Below are 12,857 nucleotides of genomic sequence, written 5' to 3'. Positions count from 1 at the left end.
GGCGAAGTCAACGACCGAGGCGCCGCTGCGTTGTGACACTCATCACAAAACCGCCGCATGCCTGGGCAGCCTATCCGGAAAGCCCCAGGGCAGCGCACCTGCGCAGGGAACCGAAGCGGCAAGGCCCGGTCGGAAACGGGTCTTTGAAGTCTCGACGTTACGGCGTGGAAGGAGGGTACTGGGGTGCAAGAGGAACGCTTGGCACTGTTACTGGACATGCTCGACGAATTGGCCGCTGGCCGCTGGCAGGTGTCGCGCAAGGGGTATACAGGATTCGGCTATCGGCGCCCTTCCTTCCTGCCGGATGTATGGGTGACCGCCATGGACGACCCTCTCGGCCATGCCGCGTGCGCCATTGGCTATGCGTGCCTGGATGCCCGTTTCGAAGGGCTCTACCTCAATGGCCTGGAGCCCTGTACGCGAGCGGCCCCGAGCGCGCGGGCCCACGCTCGCCTGGCCACTGGTTGGGACGCAGTCTGTAGCTATTTCGGCCTGGACGAGGCGACGGCGCGCCGGCTGTTCAGCGCCGAACAGTCGCCTGCCTCCATCGCCTGCGTGCGCGACTGGCTGCGCGAATGGCTCTACAGCCCCGCCAAGCCAGGGGCAGGCAACCCGCGCAAATGTGGCTGAGTGCACGGGAGGTTTGCGCGCACCGCCTATACACTACCTTCTTCGCTCATGTTCACGCCGGTCGCGTTTGGCAGCCAGCACGCCGCCAGGAAGGCGATGGCGTAGGCTGTCACGGCCAAGGTGCCCATGGCGGCCGGCAGGCTTGCATGAGCGGCGGCAAAACCCACTGCCGCCGGCATGACTGAACCGAGACCGCGACCGAAGCTGGTGCAAAAGCCTGCGCCGTTGGCACGGATCCGCGTGGGATACAATTCGGAGAACGCCAGCGGCAGCCCGGAAGCCAGTCCACCCTGGAAAGCCCCGACCAGAAGGCCGAGTGCCAGGACCACCGCAAGGTTGACCGGCGCGAACATGTATACGCTGACCACCAGCGCCTGGCCCAGGAGGAACAGCATGAAAGCCCGGCGGCGGGTGATGCGGTCGCTGATGACGCCGTACAGGAAGGGCCCTAGTAGCGAGCCCAGGATGTTCACGGCGAGGTAGCCGGAAGTGGAGGCTACGGGCAACTGCAGCACGGTGCGCATATAGGTGGGCAGCCAGGTGATCATGATATAGGCGGCGCCGAAGATACCGCTGGCCAGCACGGTGCCGATCAGGGTGATGCGGCGGTGCTCGGGCGCGAAGATAACCTTGATGTTCATTGTGCGCGGTTGGGTGCTTGCCCGTGTGAATGCCTCGGATTCCGGGACCAGACGCCGTATGAACCAGATCAGCAAGGCCGGCAGCAGGCCAATGGCGAAAAAGGCGCGCCAGGCGATGTCCTCGGGAAGGAATGAAAACACCACCGGCATCATCGCCAGTGAAATGGCATACCCCACGGCATAGCCACTCTGGATCGACGCCGCAACCCGACCGCGCAGCGCCGGGTTGACCACTTCGCTGATGAGCACCGCGCCTACCACCGCTTCGCCACCATAGCCGATGCCTTGGAGAAACCGCACAGGCAGGAAGGCCCAGAAGCTACTGCATAACCCGGCCAGGGCGGTGAACACCGCCACCCAGAGGACAGTGATCTGCATCACGCGGATCCTGCCGAAGCGGTCTGCCAGCAGGCCCGCGCCCCAACCTCCGATAGCGCTGCCGATCAGCGACACCGAGCCCAGAAGCCCAGCGTCGCTTTTGCTCAAGGCCAGCACGCTCATCAGCACCGGCATCATGAGGGCGTAGATGGTCGAATCCAGGGAGTCGAGGGTAAAGCCGCCGAAGCATGCCCAATAGGTGCGTTTTTCCGTCGGTGTCAGTTGCGAGTACCAACCCAGGCGCATGGGACCTTCCTCTTTTTATGAGTAGGTCAGCAGGCTACGCCGGGCAGCCAGGCAGCCTGGGGTGCGAAATGCTGATGGGCCCAGTGGTTATGTTTATGGAAGGTATTGGCGAGCCGGCGACGGAGGGCGCAGTGCAAGCCTCAAGGGCCGGAGGGGATGTGCCGATAGCATTGACGAGCCCAGCGTAGTGGGCAGCCTGCCAGGCTGCCGTCTGGCTCTTCAGTCGCCGGAGGGCATGCAATGGAACACAATAATCAAGTCGGTTCGTATCTGACGGCTCACAAAAGCCTGATGAGCATGCTGGCCGACAGCGTCATGGCCAAACTGGCCGAACCCAGCCCGGCCGAGCCAGCCTCTGCCGAGCCCGCGCAAGCCGCTGATAGGCCTTTCGTGGACAGTTTCTACTTTCGTAGCCGCGCCAAGCGCTGCGGCTGCGCTCAATGCAAGGCCGTGCGGGCGGCCATGTAGGCCGCCCTGCTAACTTACAGTCGCTGTCAGCGCTTGGCTTCGAGGTCAGGATGCTCGGAACGGCCCAGGAACTGCTGGGTCGTTTGTGGCAGATGTTCCAGGATCCATTGGGCCATGGCTTTTTCCTGCTCCAGGATCTTCTCGCACTCGGCCGCCGTAACGGTATCACCCGCTGCCTTGGCAGCCGCGATGATCACGGTATAGGTGGCGATCTCCAGGTTCTCGAATACATAGCCGCTCATGGAACCTTTGACGACTTCATCAGGCATGGTCATGCCGGCCATGGCCTGTCCAAAGGCCATCAGCTTGCCGCCAAGGTCCTTGAGCGTGGAAGGGCTACCACCCAGACGCTGGATGGCGGCGTCGACCACACCTTGCTGCCAACGGGTCTCTTCGATGTGTTGCTGGATACGCTGCTTGAGGTCTGGATAGTGCTCAAGGCGCTCAGCCTGGGCCGTAAGCATTTTTTCGGCCTGCTGCTCCATGGCGTGGGCGTCTCTGAGCCAGTCGAGCAAGTTGTCTTGTACCGATGCCATTGCGATGTCCTCTCACGATGCTGATGGAAACAGGATGCTTGAAGGTCCGACCGAGACGGGGCCGACTTGGCTGCGCCAATTTTCGACCGGCCAGACCAGCGGTGCCGAAGCCGGGCTGCTTCAGCCTTCACTGCGTCGCGGGTCGGCGCTGCGCGGATAGGTGCGCTCCTCCTGAACGGTGCCGTCGCCTTTGTGGATTTTCACCGACGCGGTCTTGCCTTCCATGAAGGCCGCGGTAGCTTCCATCAGCGCCTCCTTGGTCGGCGCGCTCTTGGACGCACGGCTGGCGCCTTCTTTCTTCAGTTCCCAATGGTCGCCGGCTTTCGTGATGTGGTAGTTGTCCATGTCGACTCCTGATGGTTGCAGGCTATGTGCCTCGATTCAAAGCTGTAGAGGGCTAAAAACGCCATCAGTTCGAAGCAAAACGCCTGCAACCCACGGCACGCCTGAAGTACCGCGGATCAAAGCCTACCGGCGGCGGTAAGAGCCTCACCCCCTTGTTCGAGGCAACTCCCATGACTGAACACATCGTCGCCGTCCCGCTGGAAAAGGCCTACCGCTTGCTCAACCATGGTCCCACCGTTCTGGTGTCGGCCTGTCATCAGCACGTGGAGGATGTGATGGCCGCGGCCTGGGCCTGTGCCCTGGACTTCGCGCCGCCGAAGCTAACCGTGGTGCTGGACAAGAGCACCCGCACGCGCGGCCTGGTGGAACAGGCCGGCCGCTTCGTGATTCAGGTTCCGACCGCGGCCCAGGTACAGATGACTCACGACCTGGGCAATCGCTCACTGGCCGACGACCCTGACAAACTTGTTCATTGTGGCGCGGTACTGCAGCGTATAGAAGGGCGTGATCAGCCCTTTGTGGCAGGTTGCTGCGCATGGCTGGAGTGCCGGCTGATCCCGGAACCGCACAACCAGCAGGCCTACGATCTGTTCATCGCAGAGGTGGTGGGCGCCTGGGCCGATTCGAGAGTGTTTCGCGACGGACACTGGCATTTCGAAGATGCCGATCCCGGCCTGCGCAGCATTCACTACGTGGCCGGGGGACAATTCTTCGCGATTGGCGAGTCGCTGATGGCCCGGCATGCGCCGAGCCAGAGCTGAAGCCGGCAGACCAGGCGGGCTGCCGTACGCTCAGAGCGCGATGTCCGAGGCGGGCGTGTCGTCGCGGGCGGGGCTTGCCGCCTGGGTAGCCGGGGCGCCGGTCACTGGTGGCGGCGGCGTCAGTTCCAGCACCTTGGCAGTGTAGGCCCACTCCTCCGCGACCCGTGCCGGGCTATCGTTCAGACGGGTGCCGTAGCTCGGTACGATCTGGCGCAGCTTCTGCTGCCATTCAGGGGTGGCGACCTTGTCCTTGAAGACCCTTTCCAGCACGGTGAGCATGATCGGGGCCGCGGTGGAGGCGCCAGGCGAAGCGCCCAACAGGCCTGCAATGCTGCCGTCCTTGGCGCTGACCACTTCAGTGCCGAGCTTGAGCACGCCGCCCTTCTCTTCGTCACGCTTGATGATCTGCACCCGCTGACCGGCCTGCCACAGGCGCCAGTCTTCCTTGCGCGCATTAGGGAAGTATTCGCGCAGAGCGTTGAAGCGGTCGTCGTCAGACAGCATCAGTTGACCGGCCAGGTACTCCACCAACGGGTACTGGTCGATACCCACTTTGGTCATGGGCCACAGGTTGTGGGTCGTGGTGCTGGTCAGCAGGTCCAGATACGAACCGTTTTTCAGGAACTTGGTCGAGAAAGTAGCGAAGGGCCCGAACAGAATGACGCGCTTGCCATCCAGCACGCGGGTATCCAGGTGTGGCACCGACATGGGTGGCGCTCCTACCGAAGCCTTGCCGTAAGCCTTGGCCAGGTGCTGTTCAGCCACACTTGGGTTTTCGGTCACCAGGAACGAACCGCCTACCGGGAAGCCGGCGTATTCACGCGCTTCCGGAATGCCCGACTTCTGCAAAAGGTGCAGGGCGCCGCCGCCGGCACCAATGAACACGAAGCGCGCATCGGTGGCCGTGACCTGCCCATCCTTCAGGTTCTTGTACTCGACGTGCCAGCTGCCGTCGTCGTTGCGCTTGATGTCCTGGACTTCGCTGGACAGCTTGAGCGAAAAGCCCGGCTGAGCCTGCAGATGCCCCACGAACTGCCGGGTGATCTCACCGAAGTTGACGTCGGTACCGATGGGGGTCCAGGTCGCGGCTATCTTCTGCGCCGGATCACGCCCCTCCATCATCAGCGGCACCCACTGCTTGATCTGCGCGGCGTCTTCGGAATATTGCATGCCACTGAAGAGCGGGCTAGCCTTGAGCGCCTCATAGCGCTTCTTCAGGAAGGCGATGTCGTCGTCGCCCCAAACGAAGCTCATGTGCGGCGTGGAATTGATGAAGGAGCGCGGATTCTTCAATACTCCATTACGGACCTGCCAGGACCAGAACTGGCGGGAGATCTGGAAGGATTCGTTGATCTCCACAGCTTTGGAGATGTCGACCTTGCCGGTCTTGTCCTGGGGTGTGTAATTGAGTTCGGCAAGCGCGGAATGGCCAGTGCCTGCATTGTTCCAGCCGTTGGAGCTTTCCTCGGCAACAGCGTCCAGGCGCTCGACCATCTCCATGGACCATGAAGGCTCGAGCTCATTGAGCCAGATGCCCAGGGTAGAACTCATGATGCCACCGCCGATGAGCAACACATCGACGCGCTTGGCCTCGGCACCCAGGGTGGTGCCGCTACCGACGGCAACGGCCAGGGCCAGCAGCGCCCCGCTTGCTTTCTTCAACATAATCACTTCCAGATCAAAGGGTCATTCGCCTGGCGGCAGCCAGCGTGCAGCCATTGGCCGGTGCAGCGCGAACGGACGGCAGCCCGGCGGCCGGGCACGCCCTGATAAAGACGGCGCCCGACACTGGCACGATAGGCCTCAGCTTCGAGCGCTTGCGGCGTGGGCATGGGGGCCCGCGCTTGCGCGCGGCAAAGGTACGGATGAAACCTTTCAGTAACCTTTCAAGCCCACCGCAGTCCGTCCAATCCCCTGTGACCTGTATCCTCGGCTAGCTGCTTTTGTGCTTGTGGGAGACCGACAGGTTCTGAAAGATCACCCGCCCGCCTTCACTGCTATAGCCCGTATTGTCCTGGGTATAGACACCGGCCTTGAAGTACAACGGCTTGGTCTTCCATGCCGAACTCAAGGTAGTGTTCCAGCCATAGTCGGCGGCCACTACAGACAATCGGCCGCTCTTGGTCAGGGTAATCACATAAGAAAAGGCACGGTTGAGCGGCACTCTTTCGGCAATCACTATCACGGATGGATCGTCCTGGCTCGGCGAGCGCCGCAGCTTGGCCACGATATTGCCGAGCCGCTCGTTGTCCATGTACTGGTATTCGACCTTGATCAGGGGGTCATTGCTGTCGTACTGATGGATCTGGCCGATCACCACCTTCCCACTGGAAGGTACCTCCGTTACGGTCAGCTTCGCCCTGAGGTAATTGTCAGCATCAGGGTACTTCCAGTTCCGGACGGAACCGTCCGCATAGGTTTCACGAAGTTCGCTGCGGGGGTACTTCGCGCTTTCAGTGGTAGAGCCGGTGACAGGGGCCCAGAAGTAAAGCTTGCTGCCATCCTTGCGAAAGTATTTGTCCTTGTAACCCTTCACAAGGACGGGCGTGTCTATGGTTTTCGCGGATGATCCGACGGGAACGCTCAAGTTCCAGGTTGAAAGATCGATCATGAAGGGCACGGCCAGAGGTTTGAGGATGCATCCACTGCATCCCGGCAAACAAAGCGAACAGCCCGGCCCTGTCCTGGGCCAAGCGAGGCGACCGCGTTTATATAGCGAGTTTTCATCGCTGTTAATGATGGCACGCCTGATGATTGGCGCTTGTTATTTGGCAAATGCCTCCAGGCCGCATGACAGGCGGCCGAATGAACGAATACCGTTCGTCTGATTGTTTTGAGATGCGTAGAACTACCCTGGAATCATTTAATCAGGCCACGCGTGATAGCTATAAGCCACCTCATGGCCAAAGCATGCGCGGTACTCGCGTTAGTGGGTGCGCGACAACTAAAAAAATATGCCGTTCGTCGGGAATACACGAGACCACGGAACTCGAGGCAAATCCATAATGTGACGATATGTCAAATTCAAGGCGCCATTTTAATAACGCAAACCCTTGAATTCTGCTGACCAACTGGCTTTCAATATCAGGAAGCCATTAATATCACTCCAATATCATTCAGTGCTTACGACGAATTTCTGGCGAAACGCCCGAAAACACTACCCTTCAGCCTTTCCTCCGGTGGCCGAAAACCAAGTCACAGATGGTGAGCAGCGCTTACCGACCCCTTCGCTTGAATCCCCGGAGTTTTCCCATGATTGCCCTCGACACCTGGAACCTGAGCATTCCCGTCGGTAGCCCTTCCATCACTATCGACACGCCCAAGCTGGCTTCGGGCTACACCGATACCTTCTTCAAATCCGGCGATACCCTATTCTTCTGGGCGCCGGTTACCGGCACCACCACCAAAAGTGCGAAATACCCTCGCACCGAGCTGCGTGAGACCAAAGCTGACGGCAGTCTCTATAACTGGAAATACGGTGCCGCCGACAACATGCTTCGCGCCGCGGTTGCAGTGAACAAGGTGCCCTCCACGGGCAAGATCGTCATTGGCCAGATTCACTGCTACGGCAGCACCGAGCCAATGCTCAAGCTCGAGTATCAGTGGAAGGACGCTAGCCGCCTGGGCAACGTCGTGGCCAAGTTCCGTGTCACGCCGGACTCCGAACCCGCAGTGATCACCGTTGCCGAGAAGGTGCCGATGAACAAGCGCTTCACTTACACCATTCACCTGACGCCCACCGGCAACCTGACTGTGAACGCTGCCGGCTTCCAGTGGGGCAAGAAGGTCGATAACAGCTGGGCTTCAGAGTCTCTGTACTTCAAGGCCGGGGTCTACACCCAGGACAACGCCGGTTACGCCACTGAAGGCGGTGCGGCGACTTTCTACAAGCTGGCCATTGAGCACACACCCAAGAGTTGACCTGGCACCATCACGACCTAGCTTCCCTTCGGCCTGTCTTCGACAGGCCTTTTTTATGCCCGGCGAAATTTGACAGCACAGTGGAGCTGCCTTTGTTAGCGCCCGCGGACAGCGATAATCGCTGCCAGATCGATTGATCTTGTACATCGTTGTGATGATTTTTTTAAATGAACCATTAGCCTTTCTGGCTCCCTATATCCCTGTAACCAATGCAAAGCGGTTTTGGTTATTAGCGGAGATTGTTGCAAGTAGGGCACTGGAGCTATTGGTCGGAGTCGCTTCGTTTTCGTAATCGAAGAGAGTTGGCCGGTACTGCAGAACGCCCTCACAGCACCCAGCTCCTGAAAGATTTGAACCCGTGACGAAACCGAGGACGAAAGTATGTTCATACATAACAAGCGTCTCCAGTACACCGTACGTGTCGCCGCGCCGAACCCAGGCCTGGCGAATCTGATGCTGGAACAATTCGGCGGCCCGCAGGGCGAACTCGCTGCCGCGATGCGTTACTTCACCCAGGCGGTGACCGAGGAAGATGCAGGTCGCAAGGACATGCTCTACGATATCGCGACCGAAGAGCTCAGCCACCTGGAAATCATCGGCTCGATCATCGTCATGCTCAACAAGGGTGCCCGTGGCCAGCTGGCCGAGGGTGTTCAGGAACAGGGCGAGATGTACCGTGCACTCACCGGCGCGGGCAATGACTCGCATATCACCAGCCTGCTGTATGGCGGGGGCGCTGCGTTGATCAACTCCGGCGGCGTGCCATGGACTGCGGCGTACGTCGATACCATCGGTGAACCCACCGCGGATCTTCGCTCGAACATTGCCGCCGAAGCGCGTGCCAAGATCGTCTACGAACGCCTGATCAATGTCACTGACGACCCGGGCATCCGCGATGCCCTCGGCTTCCTGATGACCCGTGAAGTGGCGCACCAGATGTCCTTCGAGAAGGCGCTGCATTCGATCCAGCCGAACTTCCCGCAAGGCAAGCTGCCACCGAAGCCTGAATTCGCCTCGGTGTACTTCAACATGTCCCAGGGCGACGATATGAAGGGCCCGTGGAACCAGGGCGAGAACGCGGTAGCGGAGTGGGAAGTCCGCGAGGCTACCCCAGCCGTGGACGGCGGCGATGGCCTGGCCACTGTGGACCTGCCCCCGCAGGACCTGGAAGTGGTCGAAGCGATGAAGCTGCGGACCATGTCCAACCCTGAGGCCGAACCCCTGACCGGGGCCGACCTGGGCAAGCTGGGCGCGCCCAAGAAGCTGTAAATTGGGTGTTAGCTATACGAGGCCGCCTCCGGGCGGCCTCTTTACGTTCAGCTCATCCCATTCGCGCCAGGCGCTTCCCCTTGCAGCATGCGCTGGTGAAATTCCCGCACAGCGCTCAACGCATGGCTGGAAGCCTGACGGATCACTTCCTCACGATCACCATCGAAGCGTTCGGTACCGGAGAATAGCGCCGTACCCTGCTCCGTTGCGAACGCCCAGGCGAAGCAGACGGTGCCTGGCGGGATATCGTCCATGGGTTCAGGCCCGGCCACCCCGGTAGTGGCCACCGCCACATTGGCTTCGCTGTCATGCAAGGCGCCTGTGGCCATTTCCCGGGCCACCTCCTCGCTGGTCAGGCCGAACTCTTCGATGGTATTGGAACTAACGCCCAGCAAGCGGTGCTTCGCCTGAGGCGAATACACTACATAACCGCTTTCCATCACCTGACCACCACCGGACACAGATCCGATGGCGGCAGCGATCAGACCAGCCGTGCAAGATTCGGCGGTGGCCAGATAGAGATCATGTTCTTTCAGGTAATCCACAAAGGTTTCAACATTTTCCACAGCGGGTTGGGGAATCTTCATTGCAAAGTTCTCTAAGTCAATTCACGGGCACTACCTTCCATTAGAGAGAGCCACGAGTCGGCCGTTTCACTGGAAAGTCTGCCTGCCTGAAGCGGCGACCGCCCATCCTCGCCGGCTACCGCTCGGATAACCGCTTGAACTTGCTGCCGTCCCGCTCGCCTGAACAAAGAGGGCGGTGGAAAGGCGTGCTGTTCATGGCAGCCAGGTGATGTCCCACGTTGGCCCATCCGACCATACCCAGGAGGAAGATTCATGAAAGCGCTACGTTGGCATGGCAAGAAAGACATTCGCTGCGACGATCACCTACCGGACCCCACCATCGAAGATCCCCGGGACGCCATCATCAAGGTCAGCTCCTGCGCCATCTGCGGCTCAGACCTGCACCTTTATGACGGCTTCATGCCCGGCATGAAGCATGGCGACATCATGGGCCATGAATTCATGGGCGAAGTGGTGGAAGTCGGTTCCGCCAACAAGAAGCTCAAGATCGGTGATCGCGTCGTCGTGCCCTTCACCATTTGCTGTGGCGAGTGTGAACAGTGCAGGCGCGGCAACTTCTCCGTATGCGAGCGCAGCAACCGCAACAAGGACCTGGCGGACAAGGCCTTTGGTCATTCTACCGCTGGCCTGTTCGGCTATACCCATTTGACAGGTGGCTACCCTGGCGGCCAGGCGGAGTATGTTCGGGTACCCTTTGCCGACTTTTCCCCGGTGGTCATTCCTGATGGCCTTACCGATGAGCAGGTGCTGTTCCTTGGCGACATCTTCCCCACCGGTTGGCAAGCCGCCGCCCAGTGCGATATCCAGCCCACCGATACCGTTGCGATCTGGGGCGCCGGCCCCGTCGGGCAGTTCACCATCCGCAGCGCGGTGCTGCTCGGTGCCAAGCAAGTGGTCTGCATCGACAACGTGCCAGAGCGCCTGGCCATGGCCAAGGCCGGCGGCGCGATCACCATCAACTTCGATGAAGAAAGCGTGCTGGACCGCCTTGGCGAACTGACCGGGGGCAAAGGGCCGGAAAAATGCATCGATGCGGTGGGGATGGAATCCCACGCTACCCGTTCCTTCGACTCGGTGTACGACAGGGTCAAGCAGGCGGTGATGCTGGAGTCGGACCGGCCCCATGTACTGCGCGAGATGATGTACGTATGCCGGCCGGCCGGTACCTTGTCGATTCCAGGCGTATACGGCGGGCTGATCGACAAAGTGCCGTTTGGCGCCGCGATGAACAAGGGCCTGACCTTCAAGATGGGGCAAACCCACGTCAACCGCTGGACAGATGACCTGCTGCGGCGCATTCAGGAAGGCCAGATCGATCCGAGCTTCGTGATCACACACACCGTAAGCCTTGAAGAAGGGCCGGAAATGTACAAGACCTTCCGAGACAAGAAAGACGGTTGCGTCAAGGTGATCCTCAAGCCCTGAGTCGGCGCGCGGGTCGAGGCAGCGAACGCCGAGCGGTCGCTGCCTGCCGCGTCAGTCGATGCGGGGATGCTGTTGCACGAGCTCTTCGCGCTTGGCCTGTAGCCGGGCGATCTCCGCGTCCAGGGCTTCGACCTTGTGTTCGATGGTGTCATGATGCTCTTGCAGCAGCTCCTTGGCTTCTTCCAGGTCCGAAGCTGTGGGGGCCGCGCCGCGCAATGGCTTGTTCGCGGTTTCCTTCATGGTGATCCCGGTGATCAGCCCGATGATCGAGACGACCATCAGGTAGTAGGCCGGCATGTAGAGCTCCTGTGTGCTTTCCACCAACCATGCCGCGACCGTGGGTGTCAGCCCGGCAATCAGTACGGAAATGTTGAAGGCGCTGGCCAGGGCGCTGTAGCGGATGTGGGTCGGAAACATTGCCGGCAGGGTCGAGGCCATGACACCGATGAAGAAGTTGAGCATCACCGCAAGAATCAGCAAGCCTCCGAAAATGCGTGCCATATCGCCACTGGTGATCAGCATGAAGGCCGGTATTGCCAGGAAGAACAGGCCAACGCTGCCACAGATGATGAACGGCCGGCGCCCGAACCTGTCGCTCAAACGGCCGATGAAAGGCTGCACGAACAGCATCCCTACCATGATCGCGATGATGATGAGCACACCCCTGCTCTCGCTGTAGTGCAAGTTGTGGGAGAGATAGCTCGGCATGTAGGTCAACAGCATGTAATAGGTGACGTTGGTAGCCACCACCACGCCTACGCAGGTGATCAAGCTACGCCAGTGTCGGGTGGCGACTTCCTTGAACGATACCTGCGGGCCGGTAGCCAGGCCCTCGCGGTCCCCGTGTTCGAGCTTTTCCACGTGTTGCTGAAAGGCCGGCGTTTCCTCCAGCGCATGTCGAAGGTACAGGCCCAGCAGGCCCAGCGGCAGCGCCAGGAAGAAGGGCAGGCGCCACCCCCAGGCCTGGAACTGTTCATCCCCAAGCACGGTTGAAATGGCCACCACCACCCCGGCGCCCAACACGAAGCCGGCGATAGAACCGAAGTCCAGCCAGCTGCCCAGGAACCCTCGCTTGCGGTCCGGGGCATATTCGGCCACGAAGATGGACGCGCCGGTGTACTCCCCGCCTACGGAAAATCCCTGGGCCATCTTGGCCAGCAGCAGAAGGATTGGCGCCCAGAGGCCAATGGAGGCATAGGACGGAATCAACCCGATGGCGAAGGTGCTCAGGGACATAATGACGATGGTAGCCGCGAGCACTTTCTGTCGCCCGTAGCGGTCACCCATGGCACCGAAGAACAGTCCGCCCAGGGGCCGGATGAGGAAGGGCACGGAAAAGGTCGCCAGCGCGGCGATCATCTGTACGCTGGGGTCGGCGCTGGGGAAGAACACCTTGCCCAGTACATAGGCGACAAAGCCATAGACGCCAAAGTCGAACCATTCCATGGCGTTGCCCAGGGCCGCGGCGGTGATCGCCTTGCGCATCTTGGCGTCGTCTACGATGGTTATATCTTTCAAGCCGATGGGCTTGACGGTTTTTCTACGTGCTTTCATGCAAGTCACCTGAAGCTGGCCAGTCGTGTTCAAGCGACGCTCACCCAAGGGCTAGCGTAGCGGATGAAGCTCAGAGGCAAGGCTGGCGAAAAAATT

The 12,857-nt window shown here is 60.4% G+C and carries 13 protein-coding genes; 6 read left to right on the top strand and 7 right to left on the bottom strand.

Annotation, left to right across the window (positions count from 1 at the left end; translation table 11 throughout):
• Positions 1 to 183: 183 nt before the first annotated feature.
• The gene (locus BN1188_RS17570; protein ID WP_040262721.1) at positions 184 to 630 is read left to right on the top strand and encodes a hypothetical protein; all 447 of its coding nucleotides are present in this window, start codon (positions 184 to 186) and stop codon (positions 628 to 630) included.
• A gap of 26 nt (positions 631 to 656) precedes the next feature.
• Here the strand turns inward: BN1188_RS17570 and BN1188_RS17565 are convergent, their stop codons facing one another.
• Positions 657 to 1,895: an MFS transporter gene (locus BN1188_RS17565; protein ID WP_040262719.1), complete on the bottom strand. Its 1,239-nt coding sequence runs from the start codon at positions 1,893 to 1,895 to the stop codon at positions 657 to 659.
• A 240-nt stretch (positions 1,896 to 2,135) separates the two neighbouring features.
• Here BN1188_RS17565 and BN1188_RS17560 point away from each other — a divergent pair, with 240 nt between their 5' ends.
• Positions 2,136 to 2,363, top strand: a complete 228-nt coding sequence (locus BN1188_RS17560; protein WP_040262717.1) for a hypothetical protein — start codon at positions 2,136 to 2,138, stop codon at positions 2,361 to 2,363.
• Positions 2,364 to 2,389: 26 nt separating this feature from the next.
• Here BN1188_RS17560 and BN1188_RS17555 read toward each other — a convergent pair whose 3' ends face one another.
• On the bottom strand, positions 2,390 to 2,899 hold the full coding sequence (locus BN1188_RS17555) for a ferritin-like domain-containing protein (RefSeq protein ID WP_040262715.1): 510 nt from the start codon (positions 2,897 to 2,899) through the stop codon (positions 2,390 to 2,392).
• 120 nt (positions 2,900 to 3,019) lie between these two features.
• Positions 3,020 to 3,244, bottom strand: a complete 225-nt coding sequence (locus BN1188_RS17550) for a DUF2188 domain-containing protein (protein WP_040262710.1) — start codon at positions 3,242 to 3,244, stop codon at positions 3,020 to 3,022.
• Positions 3,245 to 3,414: 170 nt separating this feature from the next.
• On the opposite strand from BN1188_RS17550, the gene BN1188_RS17545 reads away from it, so the two are divergent.
• Complete coding sequence (locus tag BN1188_RS17545; RefSeq protein ID WP_040262709.1) at positions 3,415 to 4,005, top strand: flavin reductase family protein; 591 nt, start codon at positions 3,415 to 3,417, stop codon at positions 4,003 to 4,005.
• A 30-nt stretch (positions 4,006 to 4,035) separates the two neighbouring features.
• Here the strand turns inward: BN1188_RS17545 and mqo are convergent, their stop codons facing one another.
• Complete coding sequence (mqo, locus tag BN1188_RS17540; RefSeq protein ID WP_040262708.1) at positions 4,036 to 5,670, bottom strand: malate dehydrogenase (quinone); 1,635 nt, start codon at positions 5,668 to 5,670, stop codon at positions 4,036 to 4,038.
• 268 nt (positions 5,671 to 5,938) lie between these two features.
• A complete protein-coding gene (locus BN1188_RS17535; protein WP_040262707.1) occupies positions 5,939 to 6,616 on the bottom strand; it encodes a polysaccharide lyase family 7 protein in 678 nt (225 codons plus the stop codon).
• Between the two features lie 641 nt (positions 6,617 to 7,257).
• Between BN1188_RS17535 and BN1188_RS17530 the strand changes: the two genes are divergently transcribed.
• Positions 7,258 to 7,926 (top strand): polysaccharide lyase family 7 protein, encoded by a 669-nt coding sequence (locus BN1188_RS17530; protein WP_040262706.1) that lies wholly within the window; start codon positions 7,258 to 7,260, stop codon positions 7,924 to 7,926.
• A 381-nt stretch (positions 7,927 to 8,307) separates the two neighbouring features.
• Positions 8,308 to 9,195, top strand: a complete 888-nt coding sequence (locus BN1188_RS17525; RefSeq protein ID WP_040262704.1) for a manganese catalase family protein — start codon at positions 8,308 to 8,310, stop codon at positions 9,193 to 9,195.
• A gap of 47 nt (positions 9,196 to 9,242) precedes the next feature.
• On the opposite strand, the gene BN1188_RS17520 is transcribed toward BN1188_RS17525, so the two are convergent.
• Positions 9,243 to 9,782: a CinA family protein gene (locus BN1188_RS17520; RefSeq protein WP_052469340.1), complete on the bottom strand. Its 540-nt coding sequence runs from the start codon at positions 9,780 to 9,782 to the stop codon at positions 9,243 to 9,245.
• Positions 9,783 to 10,034: 252 nt separating this feature from the next.
• Here BN1188_RS17520 and BN1188_RS17515 point away from each other — a divergent pair, with 252 nt between their 5' ends.
• On the top strand, positions 10,035 to 11,207 hold the full coding sequence (locus BN1188_RS17515; RefSeq protein WP_040262702.1) for a zinc-dependent alcohol dehydrogenase: 1,173 nt from the start codon (positions 10,035 to 10,037) through the stop codon (positions 11,205 to 11,207).
• A 51-nt stretch (positions 11,208 to 11,258) separates the two neighbouring features.
• On the opposite strand, the gene proP is transcribed toward BN1188_RS17515, so the two are convergent.
• Positions 11,259 to 12,761, bottom strand: a complete 1,503-nt coding sequence (gene proP / locus BN1188_RS17510; protein ID WP_040262700.1) for a glycine betaine/L-proline transporter ProP — start codon at positions 12,759 to 12,761, stop codon at positions 11,259 to 11,261.
• Positions 12,762 to 12,857: the final 96 nt, after the last annotated feature.

The organism is Pseudomonas massiliensis, from assembly GCF_000826105.1.
Lineage (GTDB): Bacteria > Pseudomonadota > Gammaproteobacteria > Pseudomonadales > Pseudomonadaceae > Aquipseudomonas > Aquipseudomonas massiliensis.
Note: the sequence above shows the minus strand (reverse complement) of the source record. Positions and strands in the feature narration are given on the sequence as shown.

Excerpts from the sequence above, each read along its gene's own strand:
- BN1188_RS17565 (WP_040262719.1), bottom strand. The coding sequence starts at position 1,895 with ATGCGCCTGGGTTGGTACTCGCAACTGACACCGACGGAAAAACGCACC.
- BN1188_RS17560 (WP_040262717.1), top strand. The coding sequence starts at position 2,136 with ATGGAACACAATAATCAAGTCGGTTCGTATCTGACGGCTCACAAAAGC.
- BN1188_RS17555 (WP_040262715.1), bottom strand. The coding sequence starts at position 2,899 with ATGGCATCGGTACAAGACAACTTGCTCGACTGGCTCAGAGACGCCCAC.
- BN1188_RS17550 (WP_040262710.1), bottom strand. The coding sequence starts at position 3,244 with ATGGACAACTACCACATCACGAAAGCCGGCGACCATTGGGAACTGAAG.
- BN1188_RS17545 (WP_040262709.1), top strand. The coding sequence starts at position 3,415 with ATGACTGAACACATCGTCGCCGTCCCGCTGGAAAAGGCCTACCGCTTG.
- mqo (WP_040262708.1), bottom strand. The coding sequence starts at position 5,670 with ATGTTGAAGAAAGCAAGCGGGGCGCTGCTGGCCCTGGCCGTTGCCGTC.
- BN1188_RS17535 (WP_040262707.1), bottom strand. The coding sequence starts at position 6,616 with ATGATCGATCTTTCAACCTGGAACTTGAGCGTTCCCGTCGGATCATCC.
- BN1188_RS17530 (WP_040262706.1), top strand. The coding sequence starts at position 7,258 with ATGATTGCCCTCGACACCTGGAACCTGAGCATTCCCGTCGGTAGCCCT.
- BN1188_RS17525 (WP_040262704.1), top strand. The coding sequence starts at position 8,308 with ATGTTCATACATAACAAGCGTCTCCAGTACACCGTACGTGTCGCCGCG.
- BN1188_RS17520 (WP_052469340.1), bottom strand. The coding sequence starts at position 9,782 with ATGAAGATTCCCCAACCCGCTGTGGAAAATGTTGAAACCTTTGTGGAT.
- BN1188_RS17515 (WP_040262702.1), top strand. The coding sequence starts at position 10,035 with ATGAAAGCGCTACGTTGGCATGGCAAGAAAGACATTCGCTGCGACGAT.
- proP (WP_040262700.1), bottom strand. The coding sequence starts at position 12,761 with ATGAAAGCACGTAGAAAAACCGTCAAGCCCATCGGCTTGAAAGATATA.